Below are 24,043 nucleotides of genomic sequence, written 5' to 3' on the forward strand. Positions count from 1 at the left end.
TCAGGGTATACCCCGAGTGTATACACGCGAAAGGCCTGCCGCGTCCGGCGGTGCGGGGTTCTGCGTGGTGGACCACGCGGCCTGGCTGCCGGTGGTCCACCTGCAGCCGAGCCGGCAAAGTTCAGGGGCGCGCTGTCCGCGCGTCCAGCATCTCCGCCAGCGTGACGGTCGTCTTCCAGCTGCGAATGGTCATCGACCGATAGAGGGGCGAGGCCATCATGGAACTCAGCCGGCTCCTGGTGCGCTGGGCGCTGAGACGCTGCGCATAGACGACGCCGTTTCCGGGCCAGACGCGGTCGACGCCCTCGCGCGGATGGAAGATGGGCATGACCTCGGCGGCCTCGAGGCCGATCAGGAAGATCGCATCGCTGTGATAGGTGTCCGGGCGGTCGCCGAAACCCGCTGGGCGGTCCCGCACGACAGCGCGGAGCTGATCGCCGGTCAGGGTCAGGACTTTGACGAGCTCGCTGTCGAGCGGGAAGGCTTCGGGCAGCTCCGCCTCGATCCGGGCCGCCACCTGGCCGGCGTCCCGGTCCGAGGTGAGGATGACGTTTCCACTGGCGATGAACGTCGAGACGTCGAGAAAACCGCACTCGCCGAGAAGCGTCCTGAGATCCGCCATCGGAACCTTGTTCTTGCCGCCGACATTGATGCCGCGCAAGAGAACCAGGAAGGTCGTCATCCCGGGCATCCTACGGCCGGCAGGCGCCGGTTGCGCTCGTGATCAGCTCACGACGGCTGGACGCCCTCGCGTTCCACCGAAGCTGTCGGAGAGCTGTTCCCCGGCGCCAGCGGTTTGCCGCTCAGCCGCTCGGAAACCGACCATCGATCGATCGACCGCACGCCGGCGCCGACCTCATGTCGTGCCGCTTCCATGAACCTCCATCGCCGCTCGCGCTTCTCCTGGACGGCGGAGGAGGAGACGCTGTCCCACACCAGGGACTCCAGCACGGACGTGTAGTCATGGGCGCATTGCGACAGCTCCGGGCTCGAGACGAGCTCCAGTGTCTTCTTCGCCAGCCAGAGGTCGCCGATCAGCTCATCGGCGATCTCATCGCGCCTGGCGAGCCCCCGCTTCATCCGACTCACCTCCCGCTCGACATCCTGCGCCGCCGACAGGAAGCTGAGGATCGCTCGCCGAGTCTCGGCTCTGGCTGCGGCGATCAGCTCCTCCTGCCGGTCGCGGCGCTGACCCCGGAGCGCGATGTACTGCCCGAAGAAGGTGCTGACCGCCCCCAACGCGACGCCGACGAGGGGGATGACCGTGGCAAGGGCTGAAGTCTCCATGTCGTCAGAGTGCCCAAACCCCGCCACCACGGCGCCGAGGCCGTAGGCTGCGTCGGTGCTGAGACCGCAGAAGGTAGTCGCCTACGTCGTTCGAGAGGGTCGGCTTCTGGTCTTCCTGCACGTGGACGATGTCAGTTTCGATCAGTCCGGGCTGCAGGTCCCCGCCGGGACCGTGCGCGCCGGGGAGTTGCCCGAAGCGGCCGTGGTGCGCGAGGCGGCCGAGGAGACCGGTTTGCCGGGGCTGCGCGTCGAGCGATACCTCGGGGTGAGTGAATTCGACATGCGGCCGTACGCCGATGCCGTCCACGTGCGGCATTTCTTCCACCTGACGGTCGACGCGCCGGAGGTCCCGGAGCGCTGGTTCACCGAGGAACGCGGCGACGGCGACGGCACGCCGGTTCGGTTCGAGTGCTACTGGCTCCCGCTGGCACAGGGGCATGTACTGGCCGCCGGGCAGTCGGCCCTGCTCGGGCGGCTTTTCGACGGAGTCTCCGGCGGCGCCGTCGGTTCAGGGCTGCAGGGCGACGGCGACACAGGCGACCGGAAGCGGTCCGTAGCCGGATGACAGCGGGCCCATCGTCCGCATCTCGACGCCGGTGCCGACGATATCGATCCCGGCCTCCCGCTCGGCCAGCGTGCGGCCCGCCCGGATCAGTAGTGGGCGCACATCCTCGATGGTCAGCGGGTGCGTCGGCATCAGGTTGATTCCGTCGAGGAGCACGGCGTCCGCCCGGTTCACGTAGATGTGGACGGCGAGCAGATCGGGGCCGTAGCGGACCGTCAGGTGATCCTCGAAGAATTCGTCCTGCTCCGGCTCCCGCGAGCCGGCCGCGTTCCGGAAGCACAGGCCGCCGTTCAGCCGGCGCCGCACCTCGTCCCGGTGCATCCCCAGGGTGATGGGGCCGACACCCGTACCTGGTGTGACGACATAGGACGAGACGGGCGGCATCGCCTCGGACCCGGCCGGGAAGAAGACGATTTCGCCGGTCATCTCGTGCCCCGGTCCGAACATCGTCACCGCCTCGACCCGGGCGTCCGGCTCCGAGGAAGGCGTGTACAGCCCGACCGCGCCGTCGGCGAAAAGCCAGCCGCTGTCGTCGGCGGTGAGCTCGACGCCCGCTGCCCGCAGCTCCGCGAGCACCGTCGTGACCGTGCCGCTGAGCCGCACACCCCGGTAGTGAACGCCGTCCGGGTCGGGGATCTCGATCAGGTGGAGACCCTCGTCCTCGGAACAGGTGAGCATGAGCCCGCCCGCCTCGAACTGATCCGTCAGATCCGACGCGGGACTGCGCCGGAACGCCCGATGCGGCCCCAGAAGCGCGTGCAACTCGCCGCGCGAGGTGCCGAACCGCAGCGGACCGACTCCGGAACCGGGTTCGACTTCCCAGGATCGCTCAGGCACGCCGTCATCGTACGCGGCCCGGCCTGTGTCGACGGTGACCACGTCGTCGTTGCATCGGGTCGCAAACGGCCCATCGCAACAGCCTCCGCATCCCGTCCGGCAATAGATCACCGGCTCGGTCCGCGAGAGTCCGGCCACTCTTACGATCGATGCCGACGACCAGACCGGACAGATACTGACAGGCCTGCCGCTGCGGTTTCCGGCCGTGTGAACCGGTCAGCGAAACGGGCATGCAACCGGTCCAGCTCATCCGATCACTGATCAACCTCGAACTCGTCTCGCACCATTCAACGAGCCGATCGTCGATCCGTCCGCCGAGTGCCGTTGCAGTACCAAGAGGGCAGAGCCGTATACGGCTGAACGTGCAGAGGATCTCTTTCAGGAGGCCGCTGAGCTCCACCAGCGGTCGGTCCCACAACCGACCTCGAAGTGCCACCAGCCCTGCGACTCGCCATCTGCGAGCACCTGCTGGATCTCACCGAAATCGGCATCGGCAGGAACGTCGAAGGCCACGAACGGCAACTCGGCGCTGAACACCTCCCCGCCCAACCCGAAACGCGCGAACGCAGCCTGGACAGCCGACGCACTCCGGCCCAGCGGACCCGACGGTACCGGCAGGATCCGGATGACGCAGTGCCCCGACGCCTCCACCCGGTCCGTCGCCCAGCGGAAACCATCCTCATTCGTCTGGAAGCGCACCACGTCACCTTGCGCGATGCCGTTCTGCAGGAACGCCACGTTTGCCACCCGGGCCGTGTCCTCGCCCAACTGAGTGGCCCACAGACCCTCTGTGTCATACGGCAACCAGCCCTCACGCGGCACGAACTTGAACCAGATCTTGATCAGGTCACCCGAGGGCCGCTCATGCAGATCCGAAGCTGTCACGACAAACATGATCCATCCGCCGCGAACAGCGCGGCGAGTCAGGCCGGCTATGCAAGATCAGACGTACTCAGCTCTGCGCTCCATCGACTCTGGCAAGATTTTCGTGGCGGGAGATCATTAGTCGGTCGCGGCGCGGGCCACGACGAAGCCGGACCGGCTCCGAGCAGGGGCGGCCTCAGCCGGCCTCACATGGAGATCTGCCCAGTACCTTTGGTAGCGGCGCGTGACCGCCTCGTCTGTTCGGCTGTTGGGGTAGCGGCGCACGCTCATGGCCGATGTGAGTGCGTTCGGCGCCCCTGCGGCTTGCGGTGGAGAACAGCGTCAGCCGTTTCTCAGGACGGAGATGCGGGACGAGCCATTCACTCGTGACCAGGCTTTCTGTCAACCCTCGCTGATGCGTCAGACGGCGTCGTGCCGGCTGTATGGCGGTTGAGGATCAAGTCAGCGGCATGGGCGCGGACCTGGGCTCGGGTGCGGCTACCGTGGTCAGCGGCGAGGAAGTGCTCGCCGATTGCCACGCAGAAGGCGAGCAGGCTGCGCGCTTCGACCTCATCGGCATCGGAGCAGAACGTACCGATCATCTCGCGAAGCAACGCGAAACGGCGGTTGTCGACTCGCCGTAGGCGGGCTGCGACTGCCTCGTCGCGTCGGGCCCAGTCGCGGATGGCGAGGTCGATGGGCAGTAGGCGATCGTGGGAGAAGGTGAGTCGTCCCGCTTGCTGGATTTTGGTCTTGGGGTCGCCCTCCTCCTGCTCGACATGGTCGATCACCTCGTCGGTGCTCTCGCGTTCCCAGACGTCGAGCATCGCGCTCAGAAGCGCGTCGCGATCGGCGAAGAAGCCGTAGAACCCGCCTTTCGTGACGCCGAGTTTCTTGGCCAGGACCTCGATGCGGACGGCATCCGGGCCGCCGACGGCCAGCGCCTGCAGTCCCGCTTCGATCCACCTGTCGCGAGGTGTGCGTGTCGTGCCCATGGTATGTCCCGCCCAACACCTCACTCCATCTATACGCCACCGTATAGATGGAGTTACCTTTGTGATGTACGGCATCGTATACAAGATCGGGGGCATGCGATGACCTCAGATTCGATCGTCGGCACGGTCGGAACACGCAAGGTCTCAGGGCGTGTCCGCGCCCTCAGCTCGTTGTCAGCCATCGACTACGCCGATCAGTTCACCCTCTCCACGCAGGTCGCGGCCACAGCCGAGCAGTGGGCCCGCGCCATGTTCGGCGACACTCCGAGCGTGAGCGCCCAACTAATCTGGCGCGGCCTTCTCGGGCTGCGGCTTACCCGAGGACGATCGACGGGCACCGTTGCCGGCTGGCAGATCACCGGACACGGCGAAGATTGGATCCGGCTCCAGGCTGCTTCCTGGTTTCTGAGCTGCAACCTCATCGTCCAAGCAACAGACGGGCAGGTGTCGCTGGGGACCTTCGTGCGCTACGACCAGCGTGTGGGACATGGCGTCTGGCCCCCGCTGTCGGCCATCCACCGCCGCCTGGCACCGGGGTTACTCAGAGGCGCTGCAGAGAAGATCCGAGCGTCAGACTGATACCCAACCTCGCGGATGATTGGCTTACTACTCCAACCCAGCCCTACCGCTGCGCAAAATCCAGAATCACGATGGTGTCGAATAAAATCGGCCTCTGTGCCATCTCGACGTCGCCCGGTCCGGCACGAGGCAAATGACGCACCGCCCAAATCGAGACGCGCTCTCATGCCGCCGACAAGGCGCTCGACGCCCGGGCCTGATGATGTCCGGGCGTACGTGCTGCCAGCCGCTGCCAGATCAGCAGCGCGGCCGCGCTGCGAACCAGTGGGAGGCGAAGACAAAGGTGCCGACTGCAGTGCCGGTCATCAAACCGGTGGTCCACTCATGCTGGGAGCCGCCAACAGCGAGCGTGAAGACCACCGAGGCCGCGAGCCCGGTGACTGCCGCGCCGCGCTTGGTGAAAGCGGTTCGATCAGGTGCGTTCATTACCTGATTCTGCGACGAGCACAGCCCGTGGGCGACAGCGTCCGGCGATGCTCTCGGATGACGCATAAAGTCGGCGCACTGGGTAGGCCGGGTCGAAGTGCACTCCATTGCCGGAGATAACGCGCGGGCCGCTGCGCAACGCCGCCTGCTAAGCGGAGGCGCGGCTACCTCGGTGATGATCGATGGGGTCCGCCAGCCTGCAGCTCGATCTGGGCCGGACGGCCGCCGATCGCCGAATCGGCCAGCCAGCGTTTATACCGACTATCGACCCGATCACTCACCCTGCCGCAGCCGGTACAGGCAAACGCCTCCTCCATCCGGGTGCGGGCCCGGACGACTACCACAGGACCGGTCGTTTCGACCGCGGTGCCAACGACAGTAGCCAGATGCGGCAGCAGATCGGAGAGCTCAACACCACATATCGTCAGGATCGCCGGAAAGCCGCGCTTGCCTCAATTCCCCGTTCTAGTGGTCTCCCGCCACGAAAATCTTGCCAGAGCCGCTCCATCGAGTACACCGACACCTGACGGCGGCAGCTGACACTGCCTCGGGGTGCCGATCACGCGAGGTGGACCAGGCCGGCCGGGGTCGGGCGGAAGCCGCAGCGGTCCAGGTAGAAGTGTTCGAGGTGGGGTTCGAAGTCGACGTGGAGCCACTCGCAGCCGGCGGCGCGGGCCTCGGCGGTGGCGGCCCGCACCAGGGCGGCGCCGAGGCCCTGGCTCCGGTGGTCCGGGTCGACGGCGGTGTCCAGGAGGAAGGCGTGGCTGCCGCTGTCCCAGCAGACCTGAAGGAAACCGATCAACCGGTCGTCGTCGAAGGCGCCGATCCAGGTGAGGGCGTGCCGGGAGAGTCGCCGGGACCACGGGCGGATGGCCGAGGGGTCGGCGTTGAAGGCGCGGGCGTGCAGGGTGCTGAGCTCTGGTCGTCCACCGGGAACCGTGGGATGAGGGTGATCGCCATGCCGGCTCGGTATCGCTGCCGGGAAGGTGCGCGGATCCTTACTGTCGGGTGGTGCTCGGACCTTTCGCGGGGAATGCCGCGTCGAGAAGGGGGACGAGGTGCGCGGCCACCGATGCCGGGTCGCTGGTGTGCGGGGAGTGCCCACTGTCGATCACGACGAGCGAGGAACCCGGGATGAGGGCGTGAGCGTTCCGGGCGGCCGCGAGAGGTAGCACCGGGTCGTGCCGGCCCCAGACCACGACGGTCGGCGCGGTGATCCGTCCGGCCAGCCCGCGGAGATCGTGCTCCGGCAGGGTGAAGCTGTGCCACATCTGCGTGACCGCTGTCAGTCCCGCGGCGGTGCGGGTGGTGGCGATCGCGTCGGTGCGTGCCCGCCGGTCGGCGCTCGTGCGGGAGCGCATGTACCACCGGGAGAAGCCGGGATAGACCGCTCGCGCGAACCAGGGGCGACCCATCAGCGCGCAGAACATGCGACTGTGCAGCCGGGGTGGCTCGAAGCCGCCACTGTCGACGAGCATCAGGCCCCTGACGAGGGCGGGGCGCCGGGCGGCGGTCCGCGCGGCCACGTTACCGCCGATCGAGTTGCCGACCAGGACCGCGCCGTCGGGAGCCAGCTGATCGAGGATCTGCTCGACCAGGTCGGCGAGATGCGGTTCATCCGCTGCCCGGCTGCCGGCGGGGGATTCGCCGTGGCCGGGCCAGTCGATGCCGATGCTGCGGAAGCGGTCCGGGAGCAGGGCCCGCAAGGCGTCGTAGTCGCGCCGGTGGTGGGCGCCGCTGGGCAGCAGGACGACGGCCGGACCGGACCCGCGCGCGTCGTAGGCGATCCGGCCGGTCGCGGTGTCGAGGAGGGGCATGGCATGGACCGTAACACGGTGACCGACCGGTCGGTCACCCATCGTCCGGTCTAAACTCTCGACGTGACACAGGACCTGCCCATGTCGGGAGCTCCGCAGACCCGCGAGGCGCTGCTGGATGCCGGCGCCGCGCTGGCGGAGCGGCACGGGCTGAGCGGCGTCAGCGTGAACATGGTGGTGGCGGAGGCGGGCGTCGCCAAGGGCACCTTCTACGTGCATTTCAAGGACCGGTCCGCGTTCGTCGACGCCCTGCACGCCCGCTTCCACGCCCGCGTCGAGGCCGGCATGGCGGCTGCCGTGGCGGGGTTGCCCAGGGGAGCCGAGCGGCTCCTTCGCGCCTTCGAGGTCTATCTCGACATCTCCCTGCAGAACCGGGGGGCCAAGGCCCTCTCGCTCGAGGTGCGCTCCGGCCCCGAGCAGGGCGCGATGACCGCACGGCGCGAGCGCCTCGCCGAAGGCGGGTTCGCCGACCTCGAGGCGATGGGTTGGGAGGACGTCGAAGCCACGGCTCAGCTGCTGGTCGCGATGGTGCGGGAGATCTCCGCGTTGGAGTTCGACGCCGGCCGTCCCCTGCCGGCGTCACGGCGCGCGCTTAGGCGCCTGCTCGACAGGTGACCCGTCTGCCCGTCGTCAACGGGAAAAATTTCGACGCGCAAATCGACGCAGGGTGTTTGGGGCGATCGGGGACGGGTAGTTCCCGATCATCCCGAGCGAAGGAGAACATCGTGACTACGGTGACCGAGTCCGTTGACGTCAACGTGCCCGTCAGCACGGCGTACAACCAGTGGACGCAGTTCGAGGACTTCCCGAAGTTCATGGACGGCGTCGAATCGATCACCCAGACCGACGCCACCCACACCCACTGGGTGACCAAGGTGGGCGGTCAGATCCGCGAGTTCGACGCGGAGATTTCCGAGCAGCACCCCGACGAGCGGGTCGCCTGGCACAGCACCGGCGGTGACACCAAGCACGCCGGCGTCGTCACCTTCCACCGGCTGAGCGACACCGAGACCCGGGTGACCATCCAGCTCGACTGGGAGCCGGAAGGCTTCGTCGAGAAGGTCGGCAGCGCGGTCGGCGTCGACAGCCACCAGGTGAAGGCGGACGCCAAGCGGTTCAAGCAGTTCATCGAGGAGCGGGGCACCGCCACCGGCGGATGGCGCGGCGACGTTTCCTGATCCACTGTGTCATGACCGGCGCTATGGTTGATCCATGGCGTCGGTCAAACAGTTTCAGGTGACTTTCGACTGTGCAGACCCGGAGCGGGTCGCCCGTTTCTGGTGCGAGGTGCTGGGCTACGTCCCACCGGCTCCGCCGGCCGGCTTCGCCAGCTGGGATGACTACAACGCGAGCCGGCCGGCGGAGAAACGCAACGCCGGCTTCTCCTGCAGCGACCCGAACGGGGTCGGCCCGCGGCTGTACTTCCAGCGCGTCCCCGAGGGCAAAGTGGTGAAGAACCGGGTGCACCTGTGCGTCCGGGTGGGCACCGGCCTGGTCGGCGACGAGCGCCTCGCCGCCCTCGAAGCCGAGTGCGCCCGGCTCGAACCGCTCGGCGCCAAGCGGTTCCGGCTCCTGCTCGCCGACGGCGAGAACGAGTCGTGCCTGGTCATGCAGGACATCGAGGGCAACGAGTTCTGCCTCGACTAACGGATCCGCCTAAATCCGGTCCTTGATCCAGAAGCCCTCCGGGAGCGCATCGACGTCGGCCGCGGAGCGGTCCAACAGGTCGGCGATGGGCAGCAGCGCGGTCGATGCCGGGTCGCCGGACGCGGCCTGGTGACGGATGACGGCGGCCTGCTTGCGGGCCCGCTGCGGCACCGCGGTCGCGAAGGCACGACGGTCCTCGGCATAGCCGTACGCGTCGAGCAGCAGGTGGAATCGGCGGGCTCGGTCCCGCCGGTCATCCTCGGTCAGCGGGGTGCCGTCCTGCGGGGCGGCGAGCGGCACCCAGGTCAGCGCGGAGAACGCCACATCCCACTCCGGGACGGACGGGCTCGCGATGTCCCAGTCGCAGAAGCCGGCCAGCCGGTCGCCGTCGACGACCGCGTTCAACGGTGACGCGTCCTGATGACCGACGACCAGCCCGGGCCGCAGCTCGCCGCCGACGAACCACCGCTCGCCCTCGGGTGGCACGAAGCCGGCGGTCAGGTCGTGGACCCGGCGCAGCCAGCGGCCGACCTGGACCAGCATCGCGTCCGACGACACCCACGCCGGCCAGGGCACACGGCCGCCGATCGTCTCGCCGGGCAGGTAGCTGAGCATCTCCCGGCCCCGCTCGTCGAAGCCGAGGGCGCGCGGCGCGGCGTCGAAGCCGGCCGCCTCCAGATGACGCAGGAACGCGTGCACGGTCGGTGTCCACGGCGAGGCCGGCTTGTGCACCACGCCGTCGATCAGCACGGCGCCGGTGATGTTCCCGCCGGGTAGAGCCTTCTCGGTCATCCCCGAGGTCTACCAGTCCCCGGACAGGCGGCGACAGCGAATTATCCGGCGGTTGACCTTCACCCTGGGCCAAGGTTGAGACTGAGGCGGTGGACGACCTACTACCGATCGGCGCGTTCTCCCGTGCCACCCTGATCTCGGCCAACACGCTGCGGGCCTATCACGAGAACGGGCTGCTGGAGCCGGCCGTGGTCGATCAGCGCACCGGCTATCGCGGATACCGGATCGCGCAGCTCGGCGACGCCGCGACGATCCGGCAGCTGCGCGAGCTGGACCTGCCACTGGCCGACATCCGGGTCATCCTGGCCGCCCGCGACCCGGAGGTGACCCGCCGGGTGCTGGCCGCACAGCGGCGGCGGCTGCTGGACCGGCAGGCCCGCCTGGAGCGGATGCTGCGGATCACCGGCGACCTGCTCGACGACCCGGTGGCGATCACCCCGGCCGAGGTGACCGCCCGGACCCTGCCGCCGATCACCGCGTTCACCCTCACCCGTGACGCCCGTGAGGACCAGTTCGCCGACTTCCTCGGGGAGGCGTATGCGGAGCTCACCGCGCGCGCGATCGCCACCGGCCCGTGTGGCGCGATCTTCCCACCGGAGTTCCGCGACGAGCCCAGCCCGATCATCGCCTACGTGCCCGCGGCGAACGGTGACACGACCCTACCGGGCGGCCGGTTCGCGGTCGCCGAGTTCGTCGGCCCCTACTACAACATGTCGGAGGGTTACCGGGCGCTCGGCGCCTGGCTGGCCCGCACCGGCCTCGCGATCACCGGCCCGGTCCGCGAAAGCTACCTGGTCGGACCAGGGGACGGCGTCCCCGAGGAAGAGTTCCGCACCGAAATCTGCTGGCCCGTTTCCCGTTAGGAAGTGACACCCGTGCTCGCCCTCGCCAACATCACCTTCGACTGTGCCGACGCCACCGCGCTGGCCGGCTTCTGGGCGCAGGCCCTGCGGCGGCCGGTCGACCCCGGCGCCAACCCGTTCTTCGCGACGATCGGCGCCGCGGAGCCCGGGCCGACCCTGATGTTCCTCAAGGTGCCCGACGACAAGGCCGCGAAAAACCGCTGCCACCTCGATCTGAACGCCGACGACCGGGAGCTTGAGGTGAAACGCCTGGCCGAGCTGGGCGCGACCGTCCAGTCCGAACACCAGGAGTACGGCAAGCACTGGGTCACCCTGCAGGACCCGTCCGGCAACGAGTTCTGTGTGGCCTGATCCTCCCGTTCAACCAGTTCGACGAGCCTTCGTGCCGTTCCTGTGATGGGCAGGCCGCTGATGTGGCTGAAGGTCCGGTTGGCGTTGAGGTGCGTGTGGCCTGGACGTTCGCGTACAGCGACAGCGCGGAAACGGCCGGCACCGGAGTGATCCCGGTGCCGGCCGTCGGTCGTACTGTCCGTTCCGGATCAGATCGACGGGAAGGCCTTGCGTCGCCGAGTGCGTGCCCGCGCCCGGCGACGCCGGTTGTGATCGTTCCCCGGATCCGTGGTCGGTGCCGAAGGATCGGTCTTAGTTGGCGGCCGTGGAGTCGGACTCAGCCGGGTCGGCGCCGGCGCTGGCGGACGGGTCGGCAGTGGCGCTGGCGGACGGGTCGGCGGTCTGGTCGCCGTTGTTGCCGTTGCCGTTGTTGTTGGAGATGCCGGCCACAGCCTTGGCGTCGGCCAGCGCCAGGCACGCCTGCAGAAGCGATGCCTGAGCCGAAGTCACCGCGGCGTTCGCGGCGCCTTGGTTGGCGTTGCCGTTCTGGTTGGCGTTGCCGTTCTGGTTCGCATTCCCGTTCTGGTTCGCATTCCCGTTCTGGCCGTACTTGCCGCCCTTCTTGCCGGACTTGCCACGCTTCTTGTTGGCTTCGGCCATCGCCTTCGCCCACTTCTTCGCGATCTTCTTGTTCCGGGCGTCGGATGCCGCCTTGCCGGCCGCGGCACCCGCCTTGGCGCCATCCTTGCCGGCCGCCTTACCACCGGCCGCGCCCTGGTCACCCGCGTTCTGGTCGTTCTGGGCGTTGTCGCCATTCTGATTGTCGGCACCCTGGTTGCCGGCGTTCTGGCCGTTAGCCCCGGCGGCATCTGCCGCGAAGGTGTCACAAGCCGTCTCCAGCGCCTGCGCCGACGCCAGTGTCGCGTCATTGCCGCCCTGCGCCTGCTGCGCGTTCGCGGCTGCTTTGGGCGGTGGCGGGGTGGTGCTGGCCGACGCGAGTTGCACTCCCGCCAAACCGGCCGCCGCAAGGACGCCCCCGACAATGACCACGCCGGCCACCTTTCGCCGCGTGCCGTTGCCCAGGTTCCGTTGGTATGAGCGCGTTCTCATCATCACTCCTTGAGGCGTCGATGTGCCGAACGTGAACCTGTACGGAGCCGAGCGCCGCAGCGGTTCAACACGTTCTTTGAACCGGTTACCTGAAACCGACCGCGACACGCGGCATCTTCCCTGTTCAACGTGCTGTTCCAAGGGTCTGGAAACCGTCAAAAAAACTCGGCGGTGACACCGTGGTCAAGTCCTCCGGAAGTGGTGGAACTGCTGATCTTTCGAGGTGCGCTGGTCAGAGAATCCTGGTGATTTCGACTTCGAGCCGCTCTGGGCCGAATTGCCTGATCCCGTTGACGTACGGCATGCCAAGTGTCACGGGCGGTTAATGGAACCTGACGAAAGCGGGCACGCGGCGATGTCTTTCTGTCGCACCCGTTCACTACATTGCGTATGCATCGGTATGCGAACAGTGGGGCAGGGGGTCTGGGGTGGCTCGACGTAGGCGCCGTAGAAGAAGCAGGATCAGCGACGGTGCTGCGCTGGCCGCGGCGGCCGGTGGTCTCCTGGCTGTCGGGTTGCTGGCCCAGGTGGTCCGCGAGCACCTGGTCCTGACCGCGGTGGTGACCGCGGTGGTGACCGCACTGGTGCTGGCCGGTGGCGGGGCGTGGGCGTATCTGAGCTGGTCGGCGATGAGTCGGCTCGCGGCCCACGAGCGCGACGTGGCGGTGACCGACCACATGAGCGGCCCGGAGTTCGAGCAGTACGTGGCGCGGCTGCTCCGCGAGAGCGACTGCCGCGGCGTGCGGGTCAGCGGCGGCGCGGGGGACATGGGCGCCGACATCACCGCCCGGACGCCGGATGGTCGGCGCCTGGTGGTGCAGTGCAAGCGCTACGCCGGGAACCTGCCCAGTCCGGACGTGCAGCGCTTCGCCGGCACCGCCCGCGACATTCACGGCGCGGACGTCGCGCTGCTGGTCACCACCGGGCGCCCGACCGGGCCGGCCCTCCAGGTTGCCCGGCAGTGCCGGATCACGCTGGTGGACCGGCCGGTGCTGGCCCGGTGGATCGCCACCGGCGTCGCGCCCGCAGTGCTCAGCGACCGCGGGCGACGGTGAACAACAGCAGCATCGACGGGAACCCGAACCAGAAGTCCCGGACCGAGTCGAGCCGGCAGTAGCCCTTGTCCGGCTTGACGCTGCGGCGGGCGGGACGGCTGCCACCGAGCTTGGAATGACTACGATCAGCGTCCCGCCTCGTGGCGGTCCCCGACCAAGGAGAAGACATGTCGAAGTTCCGCCTGACGGCCGTGTTGCTGGCGGCAGCCGCCACCATCGGCGCGGTCGCATCCGCACCTGCCGGTCACCAGCACATCACCGTGCAGGCTGACCAGCAGGCCGTCGTGGAGGGTCACCAGCACATCACCGTGCAGGCTGACCAGCAGGCCGTTGTGGAAGGTCACCAGCACATCACCGTGCAGAGCTGAGCCCAGCACCCTTGGGGCGTTCAACGGACGCGCCCCCGGGAGGTCTTCACCGCGGTCCGTGAACCGCTGCAGGAACGCCGCACCGGCAACGGTCTCACCGTTCGCGTCGAGCTCACTTCTGATTGGTGGGAACAGGCATGCGGATGCACCCTCGGGCCTGGCTGGCGGTCGCGGTCGTGGCGGTCGTGGCCGGCGGGTGGGTGGCGGTCAGCGCCGGCGACGACGCAACGCTCGATGACGATACCGCCGTCGATGTCCTCACCGGCCACGACTGGACGCATTTCGCCGGGGCCACCGTCGGCCCCGGCGGGGTGCGGATCGTCGGCCTGGGCGAGCGGATCGTGCGGCAGGACGGCTCCGGCGGCCAACCCGACCCGCCGGTCAATCTGCGGGGGCCGCGGCTCGCGGTGCGCGGCCCGATGGAGATCATCGCCGGGGTGGATCGCCCGGCCGGCCGGGCGGCCGTGTTCAGCCTGTACGGCGATGTGCCGGTGGTCTACGACGAGTGGCGGCACAACCCGCCCGGTCTGGCCGTCACCGTCACCGACGGGGAGCTGCGCCTGGCGGTCTGGGACGGGCGGGGCGACGATCCGGCGGTCCGCCGCCGGACCACGGTGACCGCACCGGGCGCGGCCACGATAACCGTCACCCGGGCGGGTGGGCGGCTCACGGTCCGGCTCGGGGACGCCGGTCTGTCCGTCACCGACCCTGGGGTGTTCAGTTCCGGGCGGGTGTTCTTCGGCGCCGACGTCGATGGCGGCGGGCCGGCCGGCTGGACGTTGACCTCGTTGCGGGCCGCCGGGCTGGACGGGGGCAGCGTCACCGTCGTCGACGCCCCGGCGCTCGGGCAACCGGCGCCCGAGCCCGGGTCGCTGCGGGTGCTCGCCGCGGCCCGCCGGGCGCTGCCCATCGGCGCCGCAGTGGCCGCCGAGCCGCTGCTGGCCGACGACGGGTACCGGCGCTTGACCGCCGCCCAGTTCTCCATGCTGACCACGGAGAACGCGATGAAGCCGCAGTTCGTCCACCCGCAGCCGGACCGCTACGACTTCACCGGGGGCGACCTGCTGGTCGACTTCGCGGCGGCCAACGGCATCGCGGTACACGCTCACACCCTGGTCTTCGGCGAGGCCAACCCGCGCTGGATGCAGGACACCCCGGCCGACCGGCGCGAGCGGATCATGCTCGATCACATCAGCACCGTGGTCGGTCACTACCGCGGCCGGGTGGCCGAATGGGACGTCGTCAACGAACCGCTGTCCCCCGACGGCGAGGACTATGAGGACGGGGGAGCGGGGCTGCGCCGGCACCTGTGGCAGCAGGCGATGGGGGAGACGTACATCGACAAGGCGTTCGTGGCGGCCCGGAGCGCCGACCCCGGCGCCAAGCTGTATCTCAACGATTTCGGCCTGGAAGCCGACGGTGAGCGCTGGGACGCGCTGCTCAGTCTGGTCGGCCGGCTCAAACAGCGGGGGGTGCCGGTCGACGGGGTCGGGTTCGAGGCACACATCCACGAGGCCGGCGACCGGGTCACCGCGGCCGTCCTGCAGGATCACTTCGCGGACCTGGCCCGGCTCGGGCTGTCGGCCCGGGTGTCCGAGATCGATGTGTACGGCGATGCCGCGGCCGGGCAGGCTGAGCAGTACGCCACCGCGTTGACCGCCTGCCTGGCCGCCCCGAACTGCACCTCGTACACCACCTGGGGGGTCAGCGACCGGTACGGGTCCACCACCGAGTCCGGCACCTATCCACCCCAGCTCGGTGACGACCTGATCTTCGACCGGAACCTGGCGCCCAAGGCCGCGTTCACCGCCCTGACCCGGGTCCTGCGCGGCTGAGGTCGGCCGGACCGGCCAGCCGCACCTCCCCTACGCGTCCGCGAAGTCAGCGGCTCGCGGATTCCTGTGGCGTCGTCGACGCCTCAGCGGCATCAGCGGTGCACTCGCGTTCGCCGGTGTCGAGTTGCGCTCTCAAGGCCAGGATCTCCGCCTCTAGGGCCACGATGCGCTTTCGCGCGAAGTACAGCTCCATCACCGCATCGTGGAATTCGGATACCAGCTCATCTGCCGTCAACTGCATTCGCGCCTGACCTCTTCTCTATCCGCCTCGGGACCGCTCAAGCCGAGATCCGCCTCGGGACCGCTTAAGCCGAGATCCGCCTCGGGACCGCTCAAGCCGAGGCGATCTGCGTGACCTTGCCGTTGGCACTCCGCCACATCAGCGCCCCGTTCACCGCATACAGATTTCCCCCACCGGACGAGTCGGCAGAGGTGGGCACGGTGGCGGTGTTGGCGATCCGCACCACGCCCTCGATCAACACTCCTGCGGGGACTCCCGGCTGCTGGACGATGTGCACCTGTCCGCGCGGTGTGTCACCCCGGTTGACCCCGATACCGATCCGTCCGGCACCGGTGACGATGAAGTCATCCCGGCCGGGGTTGTTGCGCAGTGCGATCAGGCTGCCCGTCGTCGGCCCGTTCGTCGCCGTCAGGTAGATGCCCTGCGCGGCGGTCCCCGCCGTCCGCAGGTCGATCGAGAGCGCGGCGGCGCTGCGATCCGAGCCGTCGTCGTAGCCCTGATGGGTGATCTTGAGCGTCCCGCGGCCGGTCTCCGTGCCCTCCAGATACATGGCCGAGTTCTCGGGATTGTCGGAGACGACGTTCAACGCCACGCCTCTGCCCGAGGCGGCGGCCTGATAGACGGTCACCGCGTTGTCGGTCACCGACGTGGTCTTGAAATATGCAGACTCGATCGTCGAGTCCGTGCTGAAGCGTTGCGCGACCACCGGTCCCGGAAACGTCGTGGTGGTCGTCTCGGCAGCGGCTGGGGTGGACTCACCCAGTGCGACCGTTACCGCCCCGGCGGTGAAGCTTCCCAAGAACAGCCTGCGTGCCATGGCCATAGATGTTCCCCCGTCATCCTGGTCGATGCCCGTGCACTTTACCTCTTGTCGGCCGACTTCAGCCCCGAGCCGGTGAGCACGACCACAGTCGTCTGATCAGGAGTGATGGTGCCGTCAGCGATGAAGTGGTCGAGTGCGGCCGCCGCGACGGCACTGGTCGGTTCGGCGTACAGGCCGCGGGTAGCCAAGGCGCGGACCGCACCGTGAATCTGTTCCTCGGCAACGGCGACTGCCGCGCCGCCACAGCGACGCAGGGCCTCGACGGCCTCCGGCAGCCGTACGGGGCTGGCGATGGCCGCCCCTTCAGCGACGGTCGGCACCCGCTCACCGCGTCCGGCCCGGTCGACGCCGTTGACGGTGTCGGCGATGGTGGCCCAGCGCTCGGGCTGCCCGACGAGCAGCCGGGGCAGCCCGTCGTCTGCTCCGGCACCAACCTGGGCCGGGAAGGGGGACAGCACGGCGCTCATCCCAGGCGCGGCACAGCGGACCGGGCGTGGACCGCGACCGGTTGGTCGAAGCCCGGGATGACCGTCTCGAACTCCTGGAGCAGGCCGAGCTTGGCCATCACCCGAGCGGAGCGGACGTTCTCGACGTGGCGGATGCTGATCAGCCGGTCCAGGCCGATCGTGTCGAAGCCGAACCGCAGGGCGGCGGTGGCGGCCTCGGTGGCGAAGCCGTGCCCCCACGCGGCGCGGGACAGCCGCCAGCCGATCTCGACCGCGGGCAGGACCTCGGGGAGGAAGGTCGGCACGGCGAGCCCGGCCCAGCCGATCAGCGCGCCGGTGTCCCGGACCTGGACGGCGAACAGGCCGAAACCCTGCTGCCGCCAGTCGCGGATCATCTTCTGCAGGCCCGCGGCGCTCTGGTCACGGTCGCGGACCTCGCCGTCGAGGATGTAGCGCATCACCTCCGGGTCGGCGTTCATCGCGGCGAGCGGGTCGAGGTCCTCGTCGCGCCACTCGCGCAGGGTGAGCCGGGCGGTCTCGATGGTGGGCATGGCGTCATTCTCGCCGACCCGGAGAACGCCTGAGGTACGTGGCGGCGCGGCCGGCGCCCCGGGCGGATGCGGGAGGGGCACACTGGGCTGATGCCGAGCCCGCGCGACGTCGCGCACCTCACCACCCTCGCCGACTTCTGCGCGGTGCGCGATGTCGGTGTGCTCAGCCGCGAGGCGCTCGGGCCGGTGGATGTCGCGATCCTGTTCGGTGGCAGCATCCTCGCCGGCGGCGACCTGTTCGCGCGAGCGATCACCGACCGGGTCGCCGACCATTTCATGATCGTCGGCGGGGAGGGCCACTCCTCCGACGTGCTGCGCGCGGCGATGCGCTCCCACCTGGGTGGGGATGACGTGCCGGCGCTGAGCGAGGCCGGCCTGTTCGATCGTTATCTCCGGCGGCGGTACGGCGTTCACGCCGACCTGTTGGAGCACGAGTCGACCAATTGCGGCAGCAACGTGCGCAACGCGCTGGCACTGCTGGCCGCCCGCGGTGTCCCGCACCGGCGGATCCTGCTCGTCCAGGACGCGTCGATGCAGCGGCGGATGGACGCCGGGTTCCGCCGGCACGCGCCCGGCGCGCAGATCGTGAACTTCGCCGCGCACCGGACGACGGTCGACCTGATCGACGGTGAGTTCGGGTTCCGGTCGCCGCCGGCCGGGATGTGGCCGGTGGACCGGTACGTCGCGCTGCTGATGGGGGAGATCCCGCGGTTCGCCGAATACGGCCCGGCCGGGCGCGGGTTCATCGCCCACGTCGACGTGCCGGACGAGGTCACCCGGGCGTTCGCGGCTCTGCGGGAGGCCGGGGTGGCGGCGCCCCGGGTCGCCGATCAGCGGTGGGCCTGACCGGCCGATTCAGTGGTACGCCGCCAGCAGGCTGAAGCATTGTGCGGGGTTCTCCACGTGGGCGTTGTGGCCCAGCCCGGGCAGTGTCGCCACCGGCACGCCCAGCTTGGCCAGCTGCTCGCCGGTGCTCATCGGATCGTGCTCGCCGCGGGCCAGCAGGACCGGCCCGGAGGAGCGGCTGAGCAACCCGGCCATGTCGGGCGCGCCGACGCCGAAGGCACGCGGATCCAGGGCCGGGCGCCACCGGCCGCCGTCGGCACGGATCCCGCCCGGATCGTCGGCGACCAGCCCGGCCAGGCCGGACACCCGCAGGTGCCGGGCGAGCGCCTCCTCCCGGGTGTCGAACCAGGCGACCGGCCGCCCGGCCAGCCCCCGGGCCCGGGCGAGTTCCTCGTCGGTCCACTCCACCTTGATGCCCAGCCCGACGACCGCGGCCACCGGCACCCGGGCGGCCAGCGCCAGCGCGACCACCCCGCCCAGCGAATGTCCCAGCACCACGGTCTGTCCGGCCGGGTCGACGAGCGGGAGCAGCGCCTCGGCGAGCGCGTCGAACGTGTACTCGTCCAACTCCGCCGCGGCACCGTGGCCGGGCAGGTCCGGGGCTTGCCAGCGGCCGGGCCACCGATCCCGCAGCACCGGATCCCACCCCGACCAGACCTCGCCGGTCGCACCCAGCCCGTGCAGCAGCAGTAGATCCATCGCCCGATTGTGCCCGCCGGTGGCGCGATCCGCTCAGCGACCTGCCTACCCGCACTGATCCGTCGGCTCCGGCCGGATCCCCCGGAACAGCGGGATCCGGCCGGCCGAGCTCAGTGCTGTGCCAGGCATGCCGCGGGCAGCAGGAACCAGCGCAGCTTCTCGAAGCTGGGCGGCAGGCCGTGCCCGTCGCCGTCGACGGCCGCCGGGCGGGACTCCATCAGGGACCGGGCCTGCGCCAGGTGCGACGGCAGCACCTCCTCGCCGAGAGTCGGCGCCGGACCCGGGATCTCGTCGCCCAGCCGCAGGTCACTCAGATGCACCCGCGGCTGCGCCGCATTCACATGCGACCATTTGGCGGTACGCGGGTCGAAGCGGTAGTCGGCGAGCATCCGGTCGCCGTGGGTGGCGATCAGGGCGACCGCTTCCATCAGATAGTCGGCGACCGCGTCCGAGATGAAGTAGCCCAGGTTCAGCCGGGCCCAGCCCGGTTTGATGCCCTCCCAGCCGGCCGCGATCTCGGTCTGGAACTCCCGCGAGTGCGCGTCGTCGATGCCGAGCAGGCGGTGCCCGTACGGGCCGGCGCACGAGCAGCCACCCCGGACCTGGATGCCGAACAGGTCGTTGAGCAGCGCCACCACGAAGTTGTGGTGCAGGTAGCGGTCGCCGGCCCGGATCTGGAACGACACGATCGGCAGCCGGTCGGCGCGCAGATCGCCGAGGATCTCGATGCCGGGCACGCCGGCCCAGCGCCGCAGCAGCCGCTGCCACAGCTCGTGCTCCCGGGCACCGATCACCTCGGCACCCACCTCGTCCTTGAGTTTGAAGACCAGACCGGCCCGGATCGACTCGACGATCGCCGGGGTGCCGCCCTCCTCCCGGGCGACCGGGTCGTCGAGATACTTGTGGCCGGTCGGGTCGACGAACGCGACGGTCCCGCCACCGGGCACGACCGGCACCCGGTTCGTCATCAGCTGCCGCCGGACCACCAGCACGCCCGGGGTCTGCGGGCCGCCGGCGAACTTGTGCGGCGACAGGAACACCGCGTCCTTGTCGGCCATGCTGATCGGCACGTACGGCCCGGCCGCCGCGTAATCCCACACCGCCAGCGCGCCGTGCTCGTGCAGCAGGGCGGACACCGCGGACACGTCGGTCAGGATGCCGGTCACGTTCGACGCCGCCGAGAAACTGCCGATCCGCAGCGGGCGGTCGGCGTGGCGTTCCAGGGCCGCCCGCAGCTGGGCGAGGTCGACGTGCCCGGTCGCGTCGGCGCCGATCGGCACCACCTCGGCGATCGACTCGCGCCACGGCAGCTCGTTGGAATGGTGCTCGTACGGCCCGACGAACACCACCGGCCGCTCGGCCCGCGGGATCAGCGGCGACAGCCCGTACACCTCATCGAGGTTCTCCGGAATGCGCAGGCCGAGCAGTCCGACGAGTTTGTTGACCGCCGCGGTCGCCCCCGATCCGCAGAAGAGCACCACGTCGTCCGGCCCGCCGCCGACGCTGCGGTGCACCAGCGCCCGGGCCTCCTCCCGTAGACACCCGGTCTGCGCGCCGGTCGCCGACGCCTCGGTGTGGGTGTTCGCGTATTTCGGCAGCACCCGGAACCGGATGAAATCCTCGATGAAATCGAGCGCCTGGCCGGAGGCCGTGTAGTCCGCATGCGTGGTACGCCGCGGCCCGTACGGCCCGTCGAGAATCACGCCGGCGCCGATCAGGCCCTGGCGGATCCGCTGCAAGATGGCTACGTCCATGCCAAGATCCTCCCGGCCGGCAAACATGAACACCATCCACGATCCGGCGCGAAACGAATCGGACTCCGCGCCCTGAACCGGCCGCAGCCTGCCTCGAACGGTCGTTTCGCGGCATGCCGCGGGTCGGGCGACGGCGGTCCGGGTCAGGCGGCGTCGCGGGCGGTGACCAGGCCGGCGTCGTAGGCGATGATGACCAGCTGGATGCGGTCACGGGCGCCCAGCTTGGCCAGCAGCCGGGAGACGTAGGTCTTCACCGTCGCCACCGTGATGTGCAGGTCGGCGGCGATCTCCGGGTTGGAGCGTCCCCGGCCCACCTCCGCCAGCACCTCCACCTCGCGGTCGGTCAGACCCTCCGGGGCGCGGGGCGCCGCGACGGCCGGGCGGCGGGCGAACTCCTGCAGCAGGCGGCGGGTGACGCCGGGGGCGAGCAGCGCGTCGCCGGCCGCGACCACCCGCACCGCGTCCAGGATGTCGTCCAGCGCCATGTCCTTGACCAGGAAGCCGCTGGCCCCGGCGCGCAGGGCGCGGTGCACGTTCTCGTCGTCGTCGAAGGTGGTCAGCACCAGCACCCGGGTCTGCCCGGCGATCCGGCGGGTCGCCTCGATGCCGTCCATGCCGGGCATCCGCAGGTCCATGACGACGAGGTCGGGACGGAGTTCGGCCGCCAGCCGGACCGCCTCGCCGCCGTTGCCGGCCTCGCCGACGACCTCCAGGTCGGGCGCCTCGCTGATCACCATCTGCAGGGCCGCCCGGATCAGCGGCTGGTCGTCGACGAGCAGGACCCGGACCGTCATGCCGCCACCGGCAGCCGGGCGAAGACCCGGAAACCGCCCTCCGGACGCGGCCCGGCCTCGAACTCGCCGTGCAGCAGCGACACCCGTTCCCGCATCCCGGCCAGCCCGTGCCCGGGCACGCCGGTCCCGCCGCGGCCCTCGTCGGTCACCTCGATGGTCAGCATCTCCGCATCCTGCTCGATGGTGACCCGGCAGGCCTGCACCCCGGCGTGCCGCACCACGTTGGTCACCGCCTCCTGGACGATCCGGAACGCCGACCGGTCGATGTCGGCCGGCAGGTCGGTCGGCAGCCACAGCACCTCCACCTGCACGCCCGCCTCGGCGGTGGCGGCGACCAGGTCGGGCAGGCCGGCGAGCCCGGCGCCCGGCATCGCACCGTCCGCGGACCGCAGACCGCCCACCATCCGGCGCAGCTCGGCCAGGGCCTCCCGGCTGGAATTCTCCACCACCCCGATCGCCTGCCGGGCCCGCGCCGGCTGTGTCTCGAACACCCGGTTGGCGGCGCCCGCCTGCAGCGCGATCACCCCGACCCGGTGGGCCACCGAGTCGTGCAGCTCCCTGGCGATCCGCAGCCGCTCCTCGGTGATGGCCTGCTCGGCGGCCCGCGCCCGGATCGCCCCGGCATGTTCGCGTCGCTGCCGCAGCAGCAGCCCGACGGTCAGTCCGACGGCCACCAGCAGCGCGTCGAAGGTGAGCAGTGCGGCGCTGAGTGCGTCCTGGACCCGTTCCATGACCGGTTCGCCGGTGGCGATCATCCACCCGGACATCTCGCCACCGACCAGAGCGACCCATGCCACGGCCGCGGCAGCGACGCCCACCCGGGTGCGGCGTGCGGCCGCCACCGCCCCGACGCCGAACGCGGTGATGAGCCGCAGCCCGAAAGCCGAGTCGCCGGCCCCGATCACCGTGAATCCGAACACCGTGCCGACCAGGATGAGCAGCAGCGCGGTCACCGGCCGGCGTCCGACCAGGACGGCGGGCAGCAGGGTGACGACCGCCGGCCAGAGCACGCGCAATCCGTCGTCGTTGACCTGCACGCTTCGGACGGCGACGACCATGAGGAGGGGGTACGCGACGATCACGGCCCCGTCCAGCGCCCTGTAGGCCCAGCGAGTCATGGCCCGATCGTAGGGAGCTGAGATCGCCCGGACATCAGCCCGCGGACGTAAGCCTTTTGTCCGACCCCGACGCCCCCTTGTTCCGGGGGATCAGGAACGCTGTCGCATCGACCAGCGCATGTGCACGCGCACCGGTGGCGGCACAACTATGCCCACGAGTGGCACCGGGCCGGCGGCAACACCGGTGACCTGATGCTCCTACTCGGCTGGTCGTCGGCCGACATGCCGCGCCACTACGGCGCGAGCGCCGCCGCAGAAGGGGCTGAACCCGCCCCGGAAGCAACACACCTCGACCCGCTGCAAACCGAAGGCGTCGGATCGCTGCTGGACCGCCTCCTGGAGCAGCTCGACGGTGCGGACGCCGACGAGGGCGAAGGCCATGTCTTCGTCACCCGCTACTGGGTCGGCGCCCACCCTGAAGGCGCGATCGTGCTGCTGATCCTGGACGCTGACTCCGTCTTCCAGGACGTTGACAACGTCGACGAGTTGATCGGCTACCGGGAGCAGGCGATCGGGGTGGGTCAGGTTCGCTTCGACCCAGGAGAGCGTGATGAGGCGTCGAGAGCCGGCTCAGTTCGTGCTGTCGCGCACCACGATGTGGGCGTACGGCACCTGGTAGACCGTCGGTGGTTTGCCGGTGATCGCGTCGAGCATGGCGTTTGCGGCGATTTCGCCGACCCGGACGACGTCGTGGCTCATCGCGGACAGGGCTGGAGTGGCGAGCTGGCACAGCGCGGAGTCGTCCCAAGCGACCACTGACATGTCCGCGGGAACGGCGATCTCGCGTTCCCGAAGCGCGTCGAGCACGGCCAGAGCCATCAGGTCGTTGTCGCAGAACACCGCGGTGGGCTTCCCGGCGAGGAGTTCGGCGATCGCGGCGCGGCCCGACTCGTACGAATAGTCGCCGTCGGCCTGTGCCAGTGTGACGCCCAACTCCGCGGCCTCGGCCTGCGCCCCCTGCCGGCGCAGCTGGCTGTGGGCGAAGATGAGCGGCCCGCTGATGTGCCCGATCACCCGGTGCCCGCCCTCGGCGAGGAAGCGGACCACCTCGCGGGCGTAGCCGGCGTCGTCAGTCCACACCGTCGACATCCCGGATGCGGTCGACGGGTCGCCGAGCACCACCGCGGGCAGGTTCAGCCGCCGTACCAGCGTGACCCGCTCGTCGTCGGGCGCGAGGTCGACCAGGATGACGCCGTCGACCCGGCCCCGCTCGGCCCAGCGGTCGTAGGTGTCGTTCTCTGCCGGCCGACCAGTGACGACCTTGACCAGCACGGAGACGCCGGCGGGGGTGAGGACGCGCTCCAGTCCCTCGATGAATTCGTGGTAGTAGGGTTCCTCGCCGAGCACCCGGGAGGCTCGTGCGAGAACCAGTCCGACCCGCCGTTGTGCCTGCGTCACCGA

General features: G+C 69.8%; 32 protein-coding genes. 11 read left to right on the forward strand and 21 right to left on the reverse strand.

Annotated elements, in window-relative coordinates; all coding sequences use genetic code 11:
- Positions 1-121 precede the first annotated feature (121 nt).
- Positions 122-682: a DUF1697 domain-containing protein gene (locus ACSP50_RS18590; protein ID WP_014690790.1), complete on the reverse strand. Its 561-nt coding sequence runs from the start codon at positions 680-682 to the stop codon at positions 122-124.
- A 47-nt stretch (positions 683-729) separates the two neighbouring features.
- Complete coding sequence (locus ACSP50_RS18595; protein WP_014690791.1) at positions 730-1,287, reverse strand: hypothetical protein; 558 nt, start codon at positions 1,285-1,287, stop codon at positions 730-732.
- 55 nt (positions 1,288-1,342) lie between these two features.
- Here ACSP50_RS18595 and ACSP50_RS18600 point away from each other — a divergent pair, with 55 nt between their 5' ends.
- A complete protein-coding gene (locus ACSP50_RS18600) occupies positions 1,343-1,852 on the forward strand; it encodes an NUDIX domain-containing protein (RefSeq protein ID WP_014690792.1) in 510 nt (169 codons plus the stop codon).
- Here the strand turns inward: ACSP50_RS18600 and ACSP50_RS18605 are convergent.
- The 3 genes from ACSP50_RS18605 to ACSP50_RS18615 form a co-directional block, all read right to left on the reverse strand.
- On the reverse strand, positions 1,796-2,689 hold the full coding sequence (locus ACSP50_RS18605) for a hypothetical protein (protein WP_155123544.1): 894 nt from the start codon (positions 2,687-2,689) through the stop codon (positions 1,796-1,798). The genes ACSP50_RS18600 and ACSP50_RS18605 overlap by 57 nt on opposite strands.
- Positions 2,690-3,067: 378 nt before the next feature.
- Positions 3,068-3,583: a DUF4265 domain-containing protein gene (locus ACSP50_RS18610; protein ID WP_014690794.1), complete on the reverse strand. Its 516-nt coding sequence runs from the start codon at positions 3,581-3,583 to the stop codon at positions 3,068-3,070.
- Between the two features lie 350 nt (positions 3,584-3,933).
- Entirely contained in the window at positions 3,934-4,548 is a 615-nt protein-coding gene (locus ACSP50_RS18615; protein WP_014690795.1) for a TetR/AcrR family transcriptional regulator, read from the reverse strand.
- A 99-nt stretch (positions 4,549-4,647) separates the two neighbouring features.
- Here ACSP50_RS18615 and ACSP50_RS18620 point away from each other — a divergent pair, with 99 nt between their 5' ends.
- Positions 4,648-5,127, forward strand: a complete 480-nt coding sequence (locus ACSP50_RS18620) for a hypothetical protein (protein ID WP_014690796.1) — start codon at positions 4,648-4,650, stop codon at positions 5,125-5,127.
- Between the two features lie 237 nt (positions 5,128-5,364).
- On the opposite strand, the gene ACSP50_RS42005 is transcribed toward ACSP50_RS18620, so the two are convergent.
- The 3 genes from ACSP50_RS42005 to ACSP50_RS18630 all read right to left on the reverse strand — a co-directional run bounded on the left by ACSP50_RS42005 (position 5,365) and on the right by ACSP50_RS18630 (position 7,370).
- The gene (locus ACSP50_RS42005) at positions 5,365-5,553 is read right to left on the reverse strand and encodes a hypothetical protein (RefSeq protein WP_155123545.1); all 189 of its coding nucleotides are present in this window, start codon (positions 5,551-5,553) and stop codon (positions 5,365-5,367) included.
- A 559-nt stretch (positions 5,554-6,112) separates the two neighbouring features.
- Positions 6,113-6,658 carry a GNAT family N-acetyltransferase gene (locus tag ACSP50_RS18625; RefSeq protein WP_231956969.1) on the reverse strand — a complete coding sequence of 182 codons (546 nt, stop codon included), beginning with the start codon at positions 6,656-6,658 and terminating at the stop codon, positions 6,113-6,115.
- On the reverse strand, positions 6,552-7,370 hold the full coding sequence (locus tag ACSP50_RS18630; protein ID WP_014690798.1) for an alpha/beta fold hydrolase: 819 nt from the start codon (positions 7,368-7,370) through the stop codon (positions 6,552-6,554). Before ACSP50_RS18630 ends, ACSP50_RS18625 begins: the two co-directional genes overlap by 107 nt.
- A gap of 63 nt (positions 7,371-7,433) precedes the next feature.
- Here ACSP50_RS18630 and ACSP50_RS18635 point away from each other — a divergent pair, with 63 nt between their 5' ends.
- From ACSP50_RS18635 to ACSP50_RS18645, 3 genes are all read left to right on the forward strand, one after another.
- Complete coding sequence (locus ACSP50_RS18635; protein ID WP_197688158.1) at positions 7,434-7,985, forward strand: TetR/AcrR family transcriptional regulator; 552 nt, start codon at positions 7,434-7,436, stop codon at positions 7,983-7,985.
- A 110-nt stretch (positions 7,986-8,095) separates the two neighbouring features.
- A complete protein-coding gene (locus ACSP50_RS18640; protein WP_014690800.1) occupies positions 8,096-8,548 on the forward strand; it encodes an SRPBCC family protein in 453 nt (150 codons plus the stop codon).
- A 34-nt stretch (positions 8,549-8,582) separates the two neighbouring features.
- Entirely contained in the window at positions 8,583-9,017 is a 435-nt protein-coding gene (locus ACSP50_RS18645) for a VOC family protein (protein ID WP_014690801.1), read from the forward strand.
- Positions 9,018-9,026: 9 nt separating this feature from the next.
- On the opposite strand, the gene ACSP50_RS18650 is transcribed toward ACSP50_RS18645, so the two are convergent.
- Positions 9,027-9,809 carry a TfxG immunity protein against TfxA peptide gene (locus ACSP50_RS18650; RefSeq protein WP_014690802.1) on the reverse strand — a complete coding sequence of 261 codons (783 nt, stop codon included), beginning with the start codon at positions 9,807-9,809 and terminating at the stop codon, positions 9,027-9,029.
- An 89-nt stretch (positions 9,810-9,898) separates the two neighbouring features.
- Between ACSP50_RS18650 and ACSP50_RS18655 the strand changes: the two genes are divergently transcribed.
- Positions 9,899-10,672: a GyrI-like domain-containing protein gene (locus ACSP50_RS18655; RefSeq protein WP_014690803.1), complete on the forward strand. Its 774-nt coding sequence runs from the start codon at positions 9,899-9,901 to the stop codon at positions 10,670-10,672.
- 3 nt (positions 10,673-10,675) lie between these two features.
- Positions 10,676-11,023: a VOC family protein gene (locus ACSP50_RS18660; RefSeq protein ID WP_231956970.1), complete on the forward strand. Its 348-nt coding sequence runs from the start codon at positions 10,676-10,678 to the stop codon at positions 11,021-11,023.
- Between the two features lie 291 nt (positions 11,024-11,314).
- Here ACSP50_RS18660 and ACSP50_RS18665 read toward each other — a convergent pair whose 3' ends face one another.
- Entirely contained in the window at positions 11,315-12,052 is a 738-nt protein-coding gene (locus tag ACSP50_RS18665; RefSeq protein WP_231956971.1) for a hypothetical protein, read from the reverse strand.
- A 575-nt stretch (positions 12,053-12,627) separates the two neighbouring features.
- Here ACSP50_RS18665 and ACSP50_RS18670 point away from each other — a divergent pair.
- Complete coding sequence (locus tag ACSP50_RS18670) at positions 12,628-13,167, forward strand: restriction endonuclease (RefSeq protein WP_052311628.1); 540 nt, start codon at positions 12,628-12,630, stop codon at positions 13,165-13,167.
- Here ACSP50_RS18670 and ACSP50_RS42010 read toward each other — a convergent pair.
- Positions 13,145-13,336 carry a hypothetical protein gene (locus tag ACSP50_RS42010; RefSeq protein WP_099343810.1) on the reverse strand — a complete coding sequence of 64 codons (192 nt, stop codon included), beginning with the start codon at positions 13,334-13,336 and terminating at the stop codon, positions 13,145-13,147. The two genes, ACSP50_RS18670 and ACSP50_RS42010, sit on opposite strands and share 23 nt — an antisense overlap.
- Here ACSP50_RS42010 and ACSP50_RS18675 point away from each other — a divergent pair.
- The gene (locus tag ACSP50_RS18675; RefSeq protein WP_014690807.1) at positions 13,335-13,535 is read left to right on the forward strand and encodes a hypothetical protein; all 201 of its coding nucleotides are present in this window, start codon (positions 13,335-13,337) and stop codon (positions 13,533-13,535) included. The genes ACSP50_RS42010 and ACSP50_RS18675 overlap by 2 nt on opposite strands.
- A 137-nt stretch (positions 13,536-13,672) precedes the next feature.
- Positions 13,673-15,370 (forward strand): endo-1,4-beta-xylanase, encoded by a 1,698-nt coding sequence (locus ACSP50_RS18680; RefSeq protein WP_014690808.1) that lies wholly within the window; start codon positions 13,673-13,675, stop codon positions 15,368-15,370.
- 46 nt (positions 15,371-15,416) lie between these two features.
- Here the strand turns inward: ACSP50_RS18680 and ACSP50_RS18685 are convergent, their stop codons facing one another.
- The 4 genes from ACSP50_RS18685 to ACSP50_RS18700 all read right to left on the reverse strand — a co-directional run bounded on the left by ACSP50_RS18685 (position 15,417) and on the right by ACSP50_RS18700 (position 17,431).
- Positions 15,417-15,611, reverse strand: coding sequence for a hypothetical protein (locus ACSP50_RS18685; protein ID WP_014690809.1), 195 nt, complete (start codon positions 15,609-15,611; stop codon positions 15,417-15,419).
- Between the two features lie 91 nt (positions 15,612-15,702).
- A complete protein-coding gene (locus tag ACSP50_RS18690; protein ID WP_099344112.1) occupies positions 15,703-16,428 on the reverse strand; it encodes a hyaluronoglucosaminidase in 726 nt (241 codons plus the stop codon).
- A gap of 44 nt (positions 16,429-16,472) precedes the next feature.
- Entirely contained in the window at positions 16,473-16,901 is a 429-nt protein-coding gene (locus ACSP50_RS18695; protein WP_014690811.1) for a pyridoxal-phosphate dependent enzyme, read from the reverse strand.
- Complete coding sequence (locus ACSP50_RS18700; protein WP_014690812.1) at positions 16,898-17,431, reverse strand: GNAT family N-acetyltransferase; 534 nt, start codon at positions 17,429-17,431, stop codon at positions 16,898-16,900. Before ACSP50_RS18700 ends, ACSP50_RS18695 begins: the two co-directional genes overlap by 4 nt.
- 90 nt (positions 17,432-17,521) lie before the next feature.
- Here ACSP50_RS18700 and ACSP50_RS18705 point away from each other — a divergent pair, with 90 nt between their 5' ends.
- The gene (locus ACSP50_RS18705; RefSeq protein WP_043511678.1) at positions 17,522-18,277 is read left to right on the forward strand and encodes an ElyC/SanA/YdcF family protein; all 756 of its coding nucleotides are present in this window, start codon (positions 17,522-17,524) and stop codon (positions 18,275-18,277) included.
- A 9-nt stretch (positions 18,278-18,286) separates the two neighbouring features.
- Here the strand turns inward: ACSP50_RS18705 and ACSP50_RS18710 are convergent, their stop codons facing one another.
- The 6 genes from ACSP50_RS18710 to ACSP50_RS18735 form a co-directional block, all read right to left on the reverse strand.
- Positions 18,287-18,976, reverse strand: a complete 690-nt coding sequence (locus ACSP50_RS18710; protein WP_014690814.1) for an alpha/beta fold hydrolase — start codon at positions 18,974-18,976, stop codon at positions 18,287-18,289.
- A gap of 110 nt (positions 18,977-19,086) precedes the next feature.
- Positions 19,087-20,730 (reverse strand): aminotransferase class V-fold PLP-dependent enzyme, encoded by a 1,644-nt coding sequence (locus ACSP50_RS18715; protein ID WP_014690815.1) that lies wholly within the window; start codon positions 20,728-20,730, stop codon positions 19,087-19,089.
- 143 nt (positions 20,731-20,873) lie between these two features.
- Positions 20,874-21,524: a response regulator transcription factor gene (locus ACSP50_RS18720; protein ID WP_014690816.1), complete on the reverse strand. Its 651-nt coding sequence runs from the start codon at positions 21,522-21,524 to the stop codon at positions 20,874-20,876.
- Positions 21,521-22,642: a sensor histidine kinase gene (locus ACSP50_RS18725; protein ID WP_014690817.1), complete on the reverse strand. Its 1,122-nt coding sequence runs from the start codon at positions 22,640-22,642 to the stop codon at positions 21,521-21,523. Before ACSP50_RS18725 ends, ACSP50_RS18720 begins: the two co-directional genes overlap by 4 nt.
- A gap of 198 nt (positions 22,643-22,840) precedes the next feature.
- Complete coding sequence (locus ACSP50_RS42015) at positions 22,841-23,023, reverse strand: hypothetical protein (protein ID WP_155123546.1); 183 nt, start codon at positions 23,021-23,023, stop codon at positions 22,841-22,843.
- Positions 23,024-23,212: 189 nt separating this feature from the next.
- Positions 23,213-24,040: a LacI family DNA-binding transcriptional regulator gene (locus ACSP50_RS18735; RefSeq protein WP_014690819.1), complete on the reverse strand. Its 828-nt coding sequence runs from the start codon at positions 24,038-24,040 to the stop codon at positions 23,213-23,215.
- Positions 24,041-24,043: the final 3 nt, after the last annotated feature.

The sequence above is a fragment of the Actinoplanes sp. SE50/110 genome (genome assembly GCF_900119315.1).
Classification (GTDB): Bacteria; Actinomycetota; Actinomycetes; order Mycobacteriales; family Micromonosporaceae; genus Actinoplanes.